Below are 17777 nucleotides of genomic sequence, written 5' to 3'. Positions count from 1 at the left end.
ACCCCCGAGCCCCCACGGACCCGTGGGGGAGCCCCCGCTCCCCCAGGCCCGGACCACCGGCGCAGGGTCAGTCGGCGATGGCCTCCAGCGGCTTCACCCGCGAGGCCTTCACCGCAGGCCACGCCGCGGCCACGACTCCGACCACGCCCGAGGCCACGACCATGCCCACGACCTGGCCCCACGGCACGGCGGTCTCGGTGAGCCCCTCCCCCGCCAGCACCTCGAGGAACGCCCACCCCAGACCCAGACCGACGACGACACCGACGAGGGCGCCGTAGAGCGAGATCTGCACCGCCTCCAGGGTGATCATCCGCCGCACCTGGCCGCGCAGGGTACCCACCGCACGCAGCATGCCGATCTCCTGCCGCCGCTCGATCACGTTCAGCGCGAGGGTGTTGATGATGCCGAGCACCGCCACGATCACCGCCAGCGCCAACAGGGCGTAGAGCACGTTGAGCATCTGGTCGATGAGCACGGCCTGTTCACCGGCGTACTCCTCCGGGGTGAGCACCTGGACCACGATCTGGTCGGCCGTGGCCTCCTCCAACCGGTCGCGCAGCGTGTCCGCGTCGACCGAGCCGTCGCCGGTGACGAAGACGCCGAAAAGATTCGCCGAGGCCCCGCCGCCGAACTGGGACGCCAGCGGTTCCAACGCCGACCACGAGACCATGTGCTGGCCGAAGAGCTCGTTGGGCTCGTAGGTCCCCTGCAGGGTCACCTCGCCGATCTCGCGCTCCGGGCCGTCCGGCATGCGCACGGTGAGCGGCAGCTCGTCGCCGACCGACCAGCCCTCGTCGGCGGCGACCTCGGCGTCCGCGATGACACCGGGCGTGTCCAGGGAGAGGTCCCCCTCCACCTGCACCAGCCCGCCGGACACCGTCGGGTCGCCCTCCGCGACCCCGGTACCGCCGCTGAATCCGCCGACGGTGACAGGCAGGAAACCGTAGCCGGCGGCGGCCTCCACCCCATCCGTGTCACGGGCCGCGTCCAACGCGGACTGCGGCACCGGGAATGAACCGTTGGACGGCCCGGACAGCACGTAGTCCGACTGGACCGAATCACCGACGAATCCGCTGATGGACGCCTTCATCGAGGCTCCGAGCATCCCGATGCAGGCGACGAGCGCCACGCCGAGGGTCAACGCGAACGCGGTGGTCGCGGTGCGGCGCGGGTTACGTCCCGAGTTGGTGGCGGCCAGGCGTCCGACCTGTCCGAACGGTGCGCCGATGATGCCGCCGATGGCCCGGACCACCGGGATCGACAGGGCCGGGGACAGCAGGAAGGTGCCCAGGACCACGCCGAGCGCACCGACGCCGACCAGGGTCGCCCGTGGCCCGGTGTCGGCCCCGCTGAGCAGGACGCCGGCCGCCGCGGCGGCCACGCCCGCGAGGAAGAGGACGACGCCGACGATGGTGCGGCCCCGCAGCGGAGAGCTGGACGACTGGTCTCCGGTGCGCATCGCCTCGACCGGACGGACCGAGCCGGCACGCCGGGCCGGGGCCCATGCCGAGACCACGGTCACGATCACGCCGAGGACCAGCGGCAGCAGTACCGAACCGAAGGTGACCGACACCCCGGTGTTCGGCAGGCCCGCACCGGTGGCGCCGATGACGGCGTAGATGGCGTGGGTCAGGCCCACCCCGGCGAGCACACCGAGCAGCGACCCGATGACACCGACGACGACCGCCTCGAAGACGACCGACACGGTGAGCTGCCGGGACGCCACGCCCAGGGAACGCAGCAGGGCGAACTCGCGCATGCGCTGCGCGACGATCATGGAGAAGGTGTTGGCGATGATGAAGGTGCCGACCACCAGGGCGATCAGGCCGAAGGCGATGAGGAAGTAGTTGACGAAGCTGAGGGCCTGGTCGATCTGTGCCGCCTGCTCGTCGGCCACCTGCTCACCGGTCTTGACGTCGACGTCCCCGAGCTCCGGATGGTCGGCGGCGAGGCTGTCGCCGACCTGTGTGGCGAGTGCGTCCGGGCTGGTGCCCGGAGTCGCGGCGAGGGAGAACTCGCGGCCGGTGGAGCCGTCGGTGAAGGTGTCCACGTAAGCGGATTCGTCCATCATCAGGCCGAGGAACCCGCCACCGTCGATGTCGATGTCGTAGATTCCGGAGACCTCGACCCGGTGACTGCCGGAGGGGTCGACGACCGTGAGCTTCTGCCCCACGGCGAGGTCGTGTTCCTCGGCGGCGGTGCTGTTGACGGCGACCTCGTCGGGGCCGCGCGGCGACCGGCCGTCGACGATGCCGGTCTCCGGGCCGACGGCGTCGTCCGGGTCGTACCAGGCCATGACGAACGCCGGCGCACCGCCGGTCTGCAAGGTCTGCGGTGTGCCGTCCTCTCCGTCCTTGTCGACGGCGACGACGACGGTCGTCTGGTCACTGAGGTTCACCTTCTCCACACCGGGGACCTCGGCAAGGTCGTCGGCGAGGTCCAGGGGCAGCGCCGACCCGGACTGCGGGGCGGACACCACGACGTCGATGCCCTTGGTGGTGGATTCGGTGAGGGTGTCGAAGGTCTTCTGCAGCGAGGAGGTGAACATCAACGACCCGGCGATGAACGCGGTACCCAGCACCACGGCCAGGACGGTCAGAACGAGCCGGATCTTGTGGGCGGCGAGGTTGCGCAGCGAGACACGGCGCATGGTGGATGCGGACGATACAGCGGACATGGCTGTCACAGCCCTTCGATACCGGTCATGGTGGACAGGATCTGCTCCACGTCCGGGTCACGCAGTTCGTGGACGATCCGGCCGTCGGCGAGGAAGACCACCCGGTCGGCGTAGGCGGCGGCCTTGGCGTCGTGGGTGACGATGACCACGGTCTGGTCGTCCCGGTCCACCGCGGTGCGCAGGATGTCGAGCACCTCGGCCGAAGAGTTGGAGTCCAGGTTGCCTGTCGGTTCGTCGCCGACGATGATCTCGGGACGGGCGACGAGTGCGCGGGCGCAGGCGACACGCTGCTGCTGTCCGCCGGAGAGCTCGGACGGGCGGTGCCCCAGCCGGTCGGTCAACCCGAGCCGGGAGGTGATCTCCCCGAACCACTCCTTGTCCACCTTGTCGCCGGCGATGTCGATGGGCAGGGTGATGTTCTCCGCCGCGGTGAGGGTGGGCACCAGGTTGAAGGACTGGAAGATGAACCCCAGCCGGTCCCGGCGCAGGGCGGTGAGTGCCTTGTCACCGAGCCCGGAGATGTCGGTGTCGCCGAGGAAGGCGGACCCGGACGTGGGGCTGTCGAGGCCCGCCATGCAGTGCATCAGCGTGGATTTCCCGGAGCCGGACGGGCCCATGATCGCGGTGAACTCACCGCGGGTGAAGTCGACGGTGACGTCGTCCAGGGCGGTGACGCGGGTGTCACCCGCGCCGTAGGTCTTCGTCAGGCCCTCGGCGCGGGCGGCGGAGTGTGCGGTGGTCGCGGACGTCCGGGGTTCCACTGGTCTGGTCCTCTCTCGCGGCGGGGAGAACGGTTCTCCCTGTCAGTACTTCACGAGGGTAGGGGTCCGCGGGCGTCCGCACATCCGGGATGCCCCTGAGATGTGTCCCTGAGACGTGTCCCGGGGCCGTCAGGACGAGCGCCGCTCGGACCGCCGGACCTGCCACGCCACTCCGCGCCCGACGCCACGCAGGACGGCGAGGTACGGAATCCGGGTGAACCGCTTCGAGTACCAGCTGACGGTGGCGAAGCCGTCCGGGGTCACCACAGTCCGGCGCGCCTCGATCCCCTTCACCGCTCGGCGCGCGACGATCTCGGAAGTCAGCCAGGTTCTGCTGAGGAGCACGCGGGCCACTGCGTCCATCTCGTCGTCGTCGCCGGTCAGCGAATCAGACAGACGGGACCTGAAGAACTGGGGGCAGATCACGGTGGTGCTGATCCTGCGGTGGCGCAGCTCGGCGTCCATGGTCTCCCCGAGGGCGACGGTCGCCGCTTTCGTGGCGTTGTACGTCGACATGGCGGGCGCGTGGACCAGGCCTGCCGCGGAGGCGGTGAGCACGATCCGTCCTCCTTCCCCGATCTTCGGGACGAAGGCGCGCAGCCCCCGGACGGATCCGAGGACGTTGATCTCGAGTGCCTTCCGCCAGGTGTCGACCGTCGTCTCGGTGATGCGCCCGCCGACGGCGATGCCGGCGTTGCTGACGAGGATGTCGAGGGACGTGACCGCGTCGGCGGCCGCCCGCCAGTCCTCGTCGCTGGTCACGTCGAGAGTCCGGTAGATCCAGTCCCCGCTCAAGGAGCGGACGCTGGACGGGGTGTCCTGGTGGAGGTCGGTGAGGATCACCCGGTCACCTTTGGCGAGGAACTGCCTGGAGATCTCCAGGCCGAGCCCGGACGCCGCGCCGGTCACCAGTACCGTGCGCGGACCGCGATTCTTCGGCATGAACATGGTCAGTGCACCGTCTCTTTCAGGGTGGTGGCGGCGTCCTCGTCCACAGCCCGGACGCCGGGGAGGAAGCGCTGGTACTGCTCCGCGAACTCCTGCGGGTACTCGAGTTGAGGCATGTGGCCACAGTCGTCGAAGACCACGGCGTCGCGTACGTCGACCTGCTCCAACCCGGCGCGGAAGTCGCGGTACGGCAGGAAGGCGTCCTTCGTCCCCCAGACGAGCATCACCGGGGTACGGTCTGCCGTGGCGCGGGTGAACCGGGCGACCAGGTCCCGACGCCACCCCTCCCTGATGCCCAGCGGCGAGCCCAGCTGGCGGATGAAGGAGTGGAACGTCGACGCGCGGTGCGGGTGCCGCGCGATCCGGCCCTGGACGTCCAGGCGACGGCGGGTGACCGCCCCGCGACGGCGTAGCACCAGGTGTTCGACCGGCTGGTACACCGCGCGCAGACGCGTGGTTGCGGCGTTGAACCGTCCCAGGCCGGGCACGGCGATGAGCCGGAGCAGCGGTGAGGTGCTGTCCCCGAAGCCGACCGGGTCCACCAGGGAGACGCTGGCGACGTCATCCGGCCGCTGGGCGGTCATCTCCATCGACAGGGCCCCGCCCAGGGAGTTGCCGACCAGGTTGACGCGGGACTCCCCGAGTTCGTCGAGGACCTTCCACAGCAGGGCGGCGGTGTCGGCGAGGGTCACCCGGGCGGCGGGGTCGCTGAACCCGAAACCAGGGACGTCCAGGGCGATGTACCGTCTGTTCGCGCCGATGAGCCCGGCCTGGTCGTCCCAGTCCTCCAGTGAGCGCCCGATGCCGTGGATCATGACCACGGCGCCACCGCCGGCGCCGGACGGTCCGCCGCACCGCACCCGCACCGTCCGGCCGTCCACGGTGACGGTCCCGGTGGGCGGGAGGTCACGGGTGTCGGTCTCGACGAAGGGGGCGTCGGTACTGACCGTCTGGACGTCCGGCCCGGGCGGGGTGCCGCCGACCTGCTCCAGGCAGCGTTGCCCGAACACCATGTCGCGGCGCTGGTCGCCGAAGGCCAGCTCCGGGAGTTCCGTGAGGTAGTTCTGGGTGTACTGCCAGGGGGATCCGTCGCCCTGGGTGGGCAGGCGGTGCTCCCCGCGCCTGATGTAGCCGGCGTCGAAGTCGAGCAGGGGGCGGTCGTTCCTCCCCGGCAACAGGGCCGGGCTGTAGTACTCCTCGCCCGTCTTCCACAGCCTGACCATGTAGCGGGAGACCATGTCGGAGCGCAGCGTCCAGGACGCGTTGACGTACCCGACGGTGAAGCTGAAGTTCGGCAGCCCGGCGAGCATGATGCCCCGGTAGAAGACCTGACGGTGGTTGTCGAGGGGCTCTCCGTCGATGCTGAGGGTGCCGCCGCCGAAGACCTCGATCTCCAGACCGGTCGCCGTGACGATGATGTCCGCCGGGAGCTCCTTGCCGGAGGTCAGACGGATCCCGCTGTCGGTGAACCGGTCGATGGTGTCGGTGACGACGTGGGCGTTGCGCTTCAGGGCGGTGAAGATGTCACCGTTCGGTGCCTTGCACACGCGCTGGTCCCAGGGGTCGTACCGGGGGGTGAAGTGTTCGTCGATCTGCTCGTTCGACAGGTAGGGACGCTGCATCAGGCGTAGTGCCGTCCGGAACAGCCGGGGTGCCCGCTGGGCGAGCACGTACTGCGCCATGTCCCGGGCGGCATGGTTGAGGCGGGCGACGCGGTAGGCCGGGCCGGCGGGCAGGAGTGTCGTCCAGATGCCGCTGATGATGTCGACCTCGGGGAGCGGGGCGACGTAGCTGGGGCTGCGCTGCAGCATGGTGACGTCGGCACCGGCCTTCTCGAGGGCGGGGATCAGGGTGATGGCGGTGGCACCGGACCCGATGACGACGATCCTGCTCCCCCGGCAGTCGAGGTCCTCGGGCCACTCCTGCGGGTGGATGATCTGGCCGGTGAAGTCCGCCTCCCCGGGGAACTCCGGGCGGAAGCCCTTGTCGTGGGAGTAGTACCCGGAGGCGTAGTGCACCCGGCGGGTGTAGACGGTGCGCTCGCCCTCGGCGGTCACGGCGGTGACGGCGTAGAGGTTCTTGTCGGTCTGCCAGTCGGAGTCCTTGATCCAAGAACCGGTGTGCAGTCGCTCCAGGGCACCGCAGTCGCGTGCGACGTCACGGATGTACTCCTTGATGTCCGGCCCCTGCCCCAGGGTGCCCTTGTGCGGCCAGGGGCGGAAGGGGAACCCGAAGGTGGCCATGTCGGAGTCGGAGCGGATGCCCGGGTACGTGAAGGTGTGCCAGGTTCCGCCGAGGTCGTCGTGGGTGTCGTGGATCTCCCACGACCAGTGGGGGAAGTTCTGGGCGACGTGGTGGGCGAGGTCGATCCCGGAGAGGCCCGCGCCCACGATCAGCAGATCGAGCGGCTCGTCGGGCGTGCCAGTTTCTGTAGTCATGGCTACACCATAGTTATATATCGGGAAGGATAGCGGTTCTTCCGCGAAGTTTCCCCGGGAGGCACATGACGTACAGTCGTCGGCATGGACTTCACCCCCGAGCACGCCGTAGCACTGCCGCAGGGCGCCTGACACCACGCGACCGCCGATGACCGCAGAAACCTGGAGCATCGCACACCCGTCCCTCGGCTGCATCGAGGTGTCCACCGGCACCGAGGACGAGTTACGCGCGCTGGACCCGGACTTCCCTCAGGGGAGGAAGGCGTCGAACTCCCCTCGCCTCCTCGTGCAGGTCGGGGGCACCGTCGTCGCGCGGCGGAAGTCCCTGGGCAACGTGAAGATCGACCTCTCGAAGGAGACGCTCTCCGACCCGGACAAACACCCCTCCCCCGGGGAGTACGGCCACCAGGAGGGCCTCCTCCGGCCCGTCCTGGAGATCGAGTCGAACTGGATGGACACCTGGGTCCGCAGCGTCACCCTCCGCGTCCGGGACACCGTCGTCCTGCTCGACGCGCCCGTGGGCTCACGCGCCGCGAAACGTCAGGCGGCGATGGAACGCTCGGCGTTCAAGCGGTGGCTCTACCCACTGCTCGCCGGGGTGGGCAAAGGCGGCTGGGCGATCGCGGTCATCGTCCTCGGTCCCCTGGTCGCGGGACTGCTACGCCGGCTCTGGCAGTGGTTGTCGCAGTACCTCCCGGACTGGGAGATCAACCTCCCCTCGATCCCCTGGCCGGACATCACCCTCCCGTCCGTCAACCTGCCGTCGATCCCGTGGCCGGACATCACCCTCCCGAGCTGGGACGCCCCCTGGTGGGTGGACGTCCTCGCGGAGTACTCGAAGGTCTGGGTGCCGGTGGTCGTCGGTATCGGCATCGGCGTCGCCGCCATCCGGAACCACCGGCGTTCGGAGCAGACGAAGGAGGAGTGGACGAAGGAACAGGCGGCGCGTACCGACGCCGGACGCTCCGCCGTCGCCGCGGCACTGGAGGCGCCGACAGTCCGGGCGGCGCAGGTGTTCCGCGCCAGGATGGACCAGTTGGCGGCGTCCGACGGCGGCTGAACAGGCGCTATCCGAGCGCGTCGACGAGGGTCTCGGCGAGCTTCTTCGACGACTGCGGGTTCTGGCCGGTGTAGAGGTTGCCGTCCCGGACCACGTGGGGACGGAACGGGATCAGCGCCTTGCCGTACTCGGTGCCGATCTCCTTGAGCTTGTCCTCGAGCAACCAGGGGGCCTTCTTCGCGAAGGAGTTGACGAGCTCCTCGCGGTTGGACAGTCCGGTGACGTGCCGCCCGGCGAAGGGGGTCGAGCCGTCGTCGTCGACGGTGGCCAGCAGGGCGGCCGGGGCGTGGCACAGCAGCGCCAGGGGCCGTCCGGACGCCAGCCGGTGGGTGAGGATCCTGCCGGAGAGTTTGTCGACGGCGAGGTCCTCCATGGGCCCGTGCCCTCCGGGGTAGAACACCAGGTCGTAGGAGTCGACGTCGTCCGTGGTGAGTGCGTGCAGGTCGACGGGGTTCTCAAGGACGGGGGCGAGGTCCTCCAGCTCGGTGCGGAACCTCTTCACGGTGTGCGGGAGGACGCCGCCGGTCAGGCCCAGGCTGAGCTCGTCGACGACCGGTGTGGCCGCCCCGGGGGTCGCCACGGTGACGTCGAATCCGGCGCCGGTGAAGATCCCGTAGGGGACGAGGAACTCCTCGGCCCAGAAGCCGGTGGGGTGTTCGGTTCCGTCGGTCAGGGTCCAGTGCCGTGCTGCCGTGACAACCGTCAGGACGTCGGTCATGGAGATGCGCCTCTCGTGGTCCCACCCTGTGGGGCAGGTGGTCCTGCCGCGCAGCGGTGGGCGGTGGTGTGCGTTCCGGCCGTGTGCCGGACACGGGCCCAGGGTAGAACCAGATGTAAACACTGTCAACACCCACGACCGCCGACCACCAGAACAATTCCCGAGGTGCCGCCCCTACCCCGCCAGGCCGAGCACCGCGGCGACGGCGGCACGGACCCGCCCGTCGCGCTGGTCGGCGGGCTCCGCCGGGAACTTGCCGTCCAGATGGAGGAACGCCAGACCGTGGGCGGTCCCCCACAACCCCACGGCGAGATCCCCGACGTCGGCACCGGGGTAGATCCCCCGGAGACGGTCGGTCAGCGCAGCCTGCAGCGCGCCTGCCGCCTGCACCCGCTCGTCGTTCTCGTCGTCGCACTCGCTGCCGAACATCAGCCGGAACATCCTGGGACGTTCCACCGCGAAGCGGACGTAGCCGACCGCGAAATCCGGCAGGTCCTCCGGGCGCGACGGCGCCTCACGCCCGGCGAACAGCTCCTCGCCGAGCGCCCGGAAGCCGTGGGCGGCGACGGCGGACTCCAACTTCGAGCGGTCCGGGAAGTGACGGTACGGCGCGGTCTGCGAGACGCCGGCCCAGCGCGCGACGGCCCGTAGCGAGAAGTTCTCGCCCTGTTCCAGCATCTCCACGGCGGCATCGATCAGCGCCTGCCGGAGGTTGCCGTGGTGGTAGCTCTGCGTGGCCGACACCGGTCCTGATGTTGACATCGCTAACATCCTCTCCTAACGTCATGTGAGCACCGCTCACATACCCCGATCACAAGGGAAATCATGTCACATCCGCTATTCACCCCACTCACCCTCCCCAACGGCCAGGTCCTCCCCAACCGCATCGCCAAGGCGGCCATGGAGGAAAGGATGGCCGAACCCGGCCAGCTCCCCGGCACCAGGCTCAACGCCCTCTACCGCACCTGGGCGCGCGGCGGCGCAGGCCTGCTGATCACCGGAAACGTCATGGTCCACGACGCCGCGCTCACCGGCCCCGGCGGTGTGGTCCTGGACAAGGACACACCCCTGGAGCCGTACCGGCAGTGGGCCACCGCCGCCCACAGCGGAGGCGGGAAAGTGTGGATGCAGATCAACCACCCCGGCCGCCAGATCCAGAAGAACATGCCCGGCGTGGTGTGGGGGCCGTCCGCCACCAGGGTGAACACCGGCCGCACCAGTGCACTGTTCACCGTCCCCGAGGAGATGACCGGGGAACAGATCAAGGCCACCGTGGAGCGGTTCGTCGAGACCGCCCGGCAGGCCGAACGCGCCGGCTTCGACGGCGTGGAGATCCACGCCGCCCACGGCTACCTGCTGTCCCAGTTCCTGTCGCCGCTGTCGAACTCCCGCACCGACGACTGGGGCGGCAGCCTGCACAACCGCGCCCGCCTGCTGCTGGAGATCACCCGCCGTATCCGCGACGCGGTGTCGGCCGACACCGCCGTCGCCGTGAAACTGAACTCGGCGGACTTCCAGCGCGGAGGTTTCGACAAGGACGACGCCCGCCAGGTCATCGCGTGGCTCGCCCCGCTGGGCGTGGACCTGGTGGAGCTGTCCGGCGGCAGCTACGAGAGCCCCGCGATGACCGGCAACCCCGCCGACGGGCAGGACCCCCGCTCCGCCGCACGGGAGGCGTACTTCCTGGAACTCGCCGAGGACCTCGTCGCCGACAGCCCCGTCCCCCTGATGGTCACCGGCGGCATCACCCGTCGTCCCGTCGCGGAGAAGGTCGTCGACAGCGGCGTCGCCGTCGTCGGCATCGGCACGGCACTGTCGGTGAACCCGGACCTCCCGAACGAGTGGAAGGACGGCACGGCGGGCACGGACACGGCCGTCGTCCTGCCCGCCACCGGCATCAGGGACAAGGCACTGGCGTCGGCGGCGTCGATGGCCCGGGTCCGCCACCAGCTGCGCCGGTTGAGCGCCGGACGTCCGGCCAGCACCCGTACCAACGCACTGTGGGCTTTCGGCCTCGAACAGGTCCGCGACACCGTCGCCCGTCGGCGCTACGCCACTTGGCTGAAGCAGCGTCACCCCCTGGCCTGACCGGGCTCCCCCTGCGGCGCCCGCCCGTCCGACCTATAGTCGGGATGCCCGGTTCCACCCCCTCACGAGCGGACCCACCAATGAGAATCATCGACGGACACGACTGGTCGCCAGACGGCACAGACGGCGCGCTCACCGCGTGGCTGCCCTCCCCCGCCATGTCCTCCACCGCCGCCACCGCAGCCACCGACCCCACCCCGGCGTCCTTCCTGCAGACCGACCACGTCCGCGGCGTCCTGGCCGGACGCGCGCAGGGCCGACCGCACCACGCCTACACCTGCTCGGTGGCGACGCTGCCCGGCGTCGTCGACCGGGCGCGGATGACCCGGGCGGTCAACGCCTTCGTCGCCGCCCACGAGGGCCTGCGCTCCACGCTGACGGTGGACGGGGACACCCCCGACGGCCCGATCCGTCGCCGCACACTGCCGGCCGACGCCGTCGACCTCGTCCCCACGCCAGTCACCGGCACCGTCACCGAACTGCTCTCCACCACCGCGGTCTTCGACCACTCCCCCGCCCTCGCGGTGGTCACCGCCGCCCGGGCCGACGGCCGCTCCTTCGACCTGCTGCTCGCCCTCGACCACGCCTCCGGTGACGGGATCTCCCAGATGACCGGCCTGCTGGAACTCATGGCCCGCTACACCGGTGCCACGGACCCGGCCGCGGAGGCACTGACGGCGGACACCCACCCCAGCTTCCTCGACTACATCCGCGACGAGCAGTCCCGCGCCGCGACCGTCGACGACGACTCCCCGGGGGTGCGCGCCTGGCGCGGACTCTTCGACGTCACCGGCGGCCGTGTCCCCGGGTTCCCGCTGCCCACCGGCATCGTCGACGGTGAACCGCAACCGGTCGTCGGCATCGCCGCCCCCCTCGCCGACCGTGACCTCACCCGGCGGTTGCGCAGCCTCGCCCGCGAACGCGGGGTCAGTTTCAGCACCGTGGTGTACGCCGCCCTCGGCCTCGCGCACGCCCGGCTCACCGGGGAGACCCACTACGCCACCGTCGTCGTGTCCGCCACCCGCGGGCGCCGCTACGCCGTCTCCCAGGGCTGGTTCTGCAACTTCACCCCGCTGTACTTCCCGGTCACCGGCACCACGGTGGAGGACGTCCTGCCCGAGGTCACGGCCGCCCAGGCACGGATGAAGGCCGCGTTGGACGAACCGGTGCACGCCTCCCTGGGGCACCTGATCCTCAGCGGGCAGGTGGACCCGTCGGTGATGGGCAGCCCGCAGATGGTCACCTACCTGGACCTCGGGTGGTTCGAGGAGCCGGAGGGCGCGGACATCCGGCTGTTCACCGGCTTCGGCAGGACGTCCAACGCCAACCTGTGGATCCACCGCAACGCCGACGGGCTGGGCCTCGGCTGCCAGGCGCCGGACAACCCGACGGCACGGGAGTCGGTGGCGACCTACGCCGCCACGGTCCGTGACATCCTCGCCACCGTCTGAGGCCCAGGCATGGACGTCACCTACCTGGAGAACGTTCCCCTGGACGGGCCGTTCACGGAGCTGGAACTGCACTGGTCCGGAGAATCGTCGGGGCCGCGCTTCCCCCTCACCTTCAACCAACGCAACCACCTGGCCGCCGTCGCCGCGTCCGGACGCCCCACGTGGATCGGCGGGACGCTGGGGATCCCGGACGGAGTCCCGCTGTCCACCATCGCCGGGGCGGTGCGCTCGGTCGTCGGCGGGGCGGACGCCCTATGCGCCGTGGCCTGCGGTGATGACCAGCAGGAGTTCACCGCCGACCAGCTGTCGGTCATTCCCGGTGAGGTCCGTCCCGACGCCCCCGCCGCCGCGGAACTCGAGTCCCTGGTGGCCGGGCGTTGCCGTCCGGGCCGGGTTCCCGGGCTGTTCTTCGCGACGTGTGGGGATGTCCTGCTGTTCGGCATCGACCACTTCCACGCCGACATGCTCAGCGTGGCACTGTTGCAGCGACGCCTGCATGACGCGCTCCATGGTCGCGCACTGCCCGGGGCACCCCGGTTCCTGGACACGGTGACGGCACCGCGACCGGCGCCGGACGATGCGGCGATCGGGGTCTGGCGTCGCTTCCTGGACACCACCGGCAACCGGATCCCTGCGTTCCCGGTGGAGCTCGGTGTCGCCGGCCCCGCTCCGGCCAGCCCGGTCCACGACGTGCGGCGTCTCCTCGACGACCCGGGCCAGTGCACCTTCGCGGTGATCCTGGCCGGTCTCGCCGAGGCGGTGGAACCACTGAGCGGTTCCGCGGAGTTCCCCACGGTCATCCCGGTGCACACCCGTGGCCGCCGCGGCGACGAGCGCCACGGGACGGTCGGTTGGATGGTGGGCAACGCCCCGGTGATCGCCCGGGCCGGGGACGTCGAGACCACCGCCGGGTGGCTCCGTGACGCGGTGACCGTGGCCGGGTTACCGCTGGAGACGATGATCCGTGAGTGTGCGCCGGAGCTGCCCGACGGCGCGGTGCCGATGGTCTCGTACACGGACCTCCGCCGACTCGGCACACCGTTACCGCAGGCCAGGTACGTGTCAGCGACGTCGCCGACGGACACGGTGCAGTTCTGGTTCTCCCGGACCGTGCACGGCCTGGACCTGCGGACGAAGTACCCGGACACCCCGGAGGCGCGCCAGGTCATGGATGGGGTGCTGGGCGGGCTGGAGCGGGCGCTGGGCGGGAAAAGTCTGTCACCGGGTCGCTGAACGCCCGGGAGACCGACCTGGCGACGGACTTTTCCACCCGTGGCAGAGCAACCGGTCCAGCGGCAGAGCTGCTGGTTGATCTGCACCCGGAAATCGCCCGCCGCCTCTGCCACTGGACCGTTACCTCTGCCACCCCTGACGCCGAGGAGATCGTCAGAGCATCACAGGTCACCGCCGACCCCACCCCACCGACCACGAAAAGTCTGTCACCGGGTCGCTGACCACCCGGGAAACCGACCTGGCGCCAGCCTTTTCCACCAGCCCTTTTTCCACCAGCCACCGTGACGCCGTCCTACAACCAGCGGACCACGTCCCTGTCCCACTCCAGGCCCCAGCGGCCGAGTTCCTCCCGCACCAGCTCCAGCAGATGTCCGGCGTCGCGCACGTGGACGGGGTCCAGGGACGTGAAGGACAGCGACAGCGAGCCTCCGGACCGCACCGCCCATGCACTCACTCCACCACGGCGGGCCGCGAGTTCCCGCGCGGACCCGGCGCGGATCACCGAGCGCAGGGCGACGTCGCATCCGTGGTGGTCCAGCCCCAGGCCGGTGAAGGTGTCCGGTGGTTCCCCCAGGTTCGAGGCCAGGCATACCGGGGTGGTGGCCCCGGCGCCGGCACGGCGGACCACGCTGTCGGGCAGGACCTGGGCGATCTGCGCCATGGCGGCGACGCGGTCGGGGCCGGTGCGGGACCCGACCTCCCGGTACGCGGCTTTCGCTGCGGCCCGTAGTTCCGTGAGGTCGGCGTAGCGTCCGGGGTCCAGCCGGACGGTGACGGTGGCGCCGGTGGTGGCGTTGGCGCGCAGGTCGTCGGCGGAGTCACGGACGGACACGGGTACCGCCAGCGGCACGGTGTCGCCCTCCTGCATCCGCCCCGAGCCGACGAGGACGCCGAGCGTGACCGCCTGGAAGAGGGTGTTGGACGTGCCACCGCGTGCGGACGCCGCCTCGTCGAACCGGGTGGCGTCGACCCGCACCGCCACGGTGGGCACCTCCGCCGGGCCCACCGGTGCCGTCCCGTCGTTCGGTGGGACGGGGACTCCCTGCCGGGAGGGGGTCAGCAGGGAGACCAGGGCCCGTCCGACCGCGGCGGGCAGGGACAGGGCGTCGTGGACGGTGTGGCCGCGGCGTCCTGCGCGGGGGGTGGTGGCGTGCCCGGTGACGGCCTCGGTGACCGCGTGGATCATCGCGGCACCGTCGGCGACGACGTGGCTGCGCACGAGGGAGACGAGGACGTGGCCGTCGGTGGTGGGCACGGCGCCGAGTTCCCAGGCGGGCCCGTGGACGCTGTCGACCGGGGTCTGCAGCCGGTCGTGCAGCCAGTCGGCGACCTGCCCCGGGGTCACCGGGTCACGGTCGATGCGGACGTGCCCGGCGCGCGGGGTGTACACCCACCGGTCGCGGACGGGTCCGCGGGTGCGCCGGACGAGGCGGGACAGCCGTCCGGCGGTGAGGTTCCGTCCCAGCCCGGCGAGGCGGTCGAGTACCGGCCCGGTCGCGTCGACACGCCAGATGACCTGGGGTACCACGGGCACGCCCAGGAGCTGCTCCATGACGACGAAGAGGTGGTCGTCGGCGGTGAGGTGCCGTCCGTCGGGCAGGTGGGCCACCGGGTCACGCCTCGCCGACGGGTTCCCGGGCCGGGGCCGCGCCGAACGGCAGCGAGGACGCGTCGCCGTTGTCCACAACGCTGTGCAGGACGGTGAAGTACTCGGCGACGAGGGCCCGCACCGAGTCGCGGGTGCAGGGGGCGTCGGGGAAGCGCATGGAGATGTTGACCCCGCCGGCGGTGCGGACGACCCAGAGGTAGACGTCGGTGGAGCTGTAGGCGACCCCGCGTAGCGTGCGGTCGTGGGGTGTCCAGTCGTCGGCGCCGGGGATGAACCGGGTGTCCACGTAGGAGACCACGAACCGGGGCGGCTCGATGACGCCCAGCAGTTCGGCGACCCTCGGGTACGGGTAGGCGACGAGGTCGCGGTTCTCCTTCACCGCCGCGGTCGTCGCCGCCAGGGCCTCGGGGAACGTCGCACCGCGGGGCATCGGGTCCTCGACGGGCATCAGGCCCACGAACCATCCGGCGGACAGGGCGAACTCCGGGGAGGTGCGGGTGTGCATCGGCATGACGTAGCGGAGGGTGTCGCCGCACAGTCCGTCGCGGTCGGCGCGGGCGACGGCGACCTTCAGGGCGGCCAGCAGGCCGGTGACCTGACTGCCGCCGTGGCGCTTGCTGATCTGCCCGAACACGGTGGCGTCCACCTCGTTGAGCAACCACATCGACGTACTGACCTGCTTGACGTCCTCCTCGACGCCGGCATGGGCCCCGGCCAGGGGAAGCCGCGGTGTGACAGGTGCCCCGTCGTCCCCGGCGAGGACGTCCCGCCACCGCTGCACCACGGGGTGGTCGACGGTGAGGCTGTCGGCGAGTTCGCGTTCGCCCCGGCTGTAGTCGACGTGGGAGCCGGCCAGGGGGAGTTCCGGTGTCCGGCCGTCGAGGTGCGCGGCGTAGATCTCGCGCAGCTCGGCGATCGAGACGATCTGGGTGTAGGCGTCCATCACCGCGTGGTCGGCGGCGAAGACCACGGTGAACCACCCGGCGGGACTGTCGGGACTGTCGGGGCGGATGCTGGCGACGGTGAGGTGGGGCCAGCTCAGGGCGGAGACGCCGGTGGCGAAATGGTGGTCCAGCACGTCCCGGACGCTGTCGGCGTCCGGCAGCGCTCCCAGGGGCCGGGGGACGACGTCGACGGCGTCGGCCGGGAGCGTCTGGCGGTGCAGGGCATCCCCTTCCACGCCGGAGTCGCCGGCGGTCGCCGCTACAGCGGTGGTGCGGTACGCCTCGTGGCGCACCATCCAGGCCCGCAGGGTGGCACCGAACGCGTCGGCGTCGAAGGCGTGGTGGATGCGGAAGGCCGTGCCGATCCAGTTGTCGCCGCGGGGGTCACGCGGGGCACCTGCGTGACCGAGCGACTCGCGGACGTGGGCGCGGACGTGGGCTTCGTGGTTGACAGAGAGTGGACGCGGGTCGACGGTCCAGGCGGCGGTGGCGGTGGGGGTCCAGGCGGTGACGTCGCCGGCGTGCAGCCGATACGCCGACAGTTCGGTGTACTCCATGGAGAGGGGTCCTTCCGGAGGATCAGAGGTGAGGTGACGTACGGGAAAGGAGTGTGGAAAGGATTCTGGAGAAGGCGGGAGTGCCAGGGCTCCGTGATAACACGGTTCGGGAGGCACCGCAGCCGGTGGAGCCCCCGTCGTGACCGACGACACAGTGGGTGCGACGGGCGGAGGGCATCCCCGGCGGGCGTAGCGTGGGGAATGAACGGGGCGACAGCCCCGCGTTCGATTCCTGTAAGGAGGAGCACATCATGCGCGCAGTGTCCTATGTCCGGAACAACACCGTCGAGGTGCAGGAGAAACCCGTTCCGGAGATCGGGGCCGACGAGGTCCTGCTGAAGGTTGCCGGAGCCGGACTGTGCCACTCTGACCTGCACATCATCGCCGGTGGCGACGACAGCCCCCTGATCGGTTCCACACTGGGCCACGAAGTGGCGGGTGTCGTCGAGGCGACCGGCGAGGCGGTGACCGGATGGAACGTCGGTGACAGCGCCCTGGTCGCCCTGGTGCTCAGCTGCGGCGAGTGCGACAAGTGCCTGGCCGGCCGCGACAACGAGTGCGAGGTCGCCAGCCCCCGCGGCTCTCTGGCCCCGCTGTCGCCCGGCATCGGCTCGCCCGGTGGCATGGCCGAGTACCTCGCGGTGAAGGCCCACCACCTCGACCCGCTCGGTGACCTCGATCCCACGGTCTCGGCACCGTTGGCGGACGCCGCACTGACACCGATGCACGCGGTCAACAGCGTGCGCGACCGTCTCGTCGGTGGTGCCACGGTGGTGACCGTCGGTCTAGGCGGGCTCGGCCACGTGGGCCTGCAGATCCTCGCCGCCACCACCGGCGCCCGCATCATCGCCCTGGACACCGACCAGGGCAAGGTCGACTACGCCGCCGGACACGGTGCGGACGTCGCCATCCTCAGCGACGCCGACGCGGCGTCCCGCATCATGGAGGAGACCGGCGGACGCGGCGCGGACGTCGTCCTCGACTTCGTCGGCGTGCAGCCCACCGTGGACCTGGCCCTGTCGGTGGTCGGCGTGGGCGGTGCGATCCGCTTCGTGGGACTCGGCGGTGGTTCGTTCACCTACGACGCCGACAACTCCGCGATCCCGTGGGGCGTGAACATCGAGCGCTCCTACGGCGGCACCCGTGCCGACATGCGGCAGGCGGTGGCTCTCGTCCAACAGGGGAAGCTCCACCTGGAGACCACGACCTACCCCCTCGACGACGCGGCACAGGCGTTCGAGGACCTGCGGGACGGCAAGGTCGCCGGCCGTATCGTCCTGGTGCCCTGACACC

The 17777-nt window shown here is 70.7% G+C and carries 13 protein-coding genes; 5 read left to right on the top strand and 8 right to left on the bottom strand.

Annotation, left to right across the window (positions count from 1 at the left end; all coding sequences use genetic code 11):
- Positions 1-67 precede the first annotated feature (67 nt).
- From MUN33_RS01800 to MUN33_RS01785, 4 genes are all read right to left on the bottom strand, one after another.
- Entirely contained in the window at positions 68-2677 is a 2610-nt protein-coding gene (locus tag MUN33_RS01800; protein WP_244803203.1) for an ABC transporter permease, read from the bottom strand.
- 5 nt (positions 2678-2682) lie between these two features.
- Positions 2683-3438 (bottom strand): ABC transporter ATP-binding protein, encoded by a 756-nt coding sequence (locus MUN33_RS01795; RefSeq protein ID WP_244803202.1) that lies wholly within the window; start codon positions 3436-3438, stop codon positions 2683-2685.
- 129 nt (positions 3439-3567) lie between these two features.
- Positions 3568-4380, bottom strand: a complete 813-nt coding sequence (locus tag MUN33_RS01790) for an SDR family NAD(P)-dependent oxidoreductase (protein WP_244803201.1) — start codon at positions 4378-4380, stop codon at positions 3568-3570.
- Between the two features lie 8 nt (positions 4381-4388).
- The gene (locus MUN33_RS01785; protein ID WP_244803200.1) at positions 4389-6824 is read right to left on the bottom strand and encodes an alpha/beta fold hydrolase; all 2436 of its coding nucleotides are present in this window, start codon (positions 6822-6824) and stop codon (positions 4389-4391) included.
- Between the two features lie 148 nt (positions 6825-6972).
- Between MUN33_RS01785 and MUN33_RS01780 the strand changes: the two genes are divergently transcribed.
- Entirely contained in the window at positions 6973-7884 is a 912-nt protein-coding gene (locus MUN33_RS01780; RefSeq protein ID WP_244803199.1) for a hypothetical protein, read from the top strand.
- A 7-nt stretch (positions 7885-7891) separates the two neighbouring features.
- Here MUN33_RS01780 and MUN33_RS01775 read toward each other — a convergent pair whose 3' ends face one another.
- Positions 7892-8602 (bottom strand): type 1 glutamine amidotransferase domain-containing protein, encoded by a 711-nt coding sequence (locus MUN33_RS01775; RefSeq protein ID WP_244803198.1) that lies wholly within the window; start codon positions 8600-8602, stop codon positions 7892-7894.
- A gap of 174 nt (positions 8603-8776) precedes the next feature.
- Positions 8777-9364 carry a TetR/AcrR family transcriptional regulator gene (locus tag MUN33_RS01770; protein ID WP_244803197.1) on the bottom strand — a complete coding sequence of 196 codons (588 nt, stop codon included), beginning with the start codon at positions 9362-9364 and terminating at the stop codon, positions 8777-8779.
- A 63-nt stretch (positions 9365-9427) separates the two neighbouring features.
- Between MUN33_RS01770 and MUN33_RS01765 the strand changes: the two genes are divergently transcribed.
- From MUN33_RS01765 to MUN33_RS01755, 3 genes are all read left to right on the top strand, one after another.
- Positions 9428-10690 (top strand): NADH:flavin oxidoreductase/NADH oxidase family protein, encoded by a 1263-nt coding sequence (locus MUN33_RS01765; protein ID WP_244803196.1) that lies wholly within the window; start codon positions 9428-9430, stop codon positions 10688-10690.
- Between the two features lie 80 nt (positions 10691-10770).
- Entirely contained in the window at positions 10771-12141 is a 1371-nt protein-coding gene (locus MUN33_RS01760) for a condensation domain-containing protein (RefSeq protein WP_244803195.1), read from the top strand.
- Positions 12142-12150: 9 nt separating this feature from the next.
- On the top strand, positions 12151-13374 hold the full coding sequence (locus MUN33_RS01755; RefSeq protein WP_244803194.1) for a hypothetical protein: 1224 nt from the start codon (positions 12151-12153) through the stop codon (positions 13372-13374).
- A gap of 292 nt (positions 13375-13666) precedes the next feature.
- Here MUN33_RS01755 and MUN33_RS01750 read toward each other — a convergent pair whose 3' ends face one another.
- A complete protein-coding gene (locus MUN33_RS01750; protein WP_244803193.1) occupies positions 13667-14983 on the bottom strand; it encodes a hypothetical protein in 1317 nt (438 codons plus the stop codon).
- Between the two features lie 4 nt (positions 14984-14987).
- Positions 14988-16484 (bottom strand): condensation domain-containing protein, encoded by a 1497-nt coding sequence (locus tag MUN33_RS01745; RefSeq protein WP_244803192.1) that lies wholly within the window; start codon positions 16482-16484, stop codon positions 14988-14990.
- Between the two features lie 251 nt (positions 16485-16735).
- On the opposite strand from MUN33_RS01745, the gene MUN33_RS01740 reads away from it, so the two are divergent.
- Complete coding sequence (locus MUN33_RS01740) at positions 16736-17773, top strand: alcohol dehydrogenase catalytic domain-containing protein (protein ID WP_244803191.1); 1038 nt, start codon at positions 16736-16738, stop codon at positions 17771-17773.
- Positions 17774-17777 lie beyond the last annotated feature (4 nt).

The sequence above is a fragment of the Corynebacterium kalidii genome (assembly GCF_022869005.1).
Lineage (GTDB): Bacteria > Actinomycetota > Actinomycetes > Mycobacteriales > Mycobacteriaceae > Corynebacterium > Corynebacterium kalidii.
Note: the sequence above shows the minus strand (reverse complement) of the source record. Positions and strands in the feature narration are given on the sequence as shown.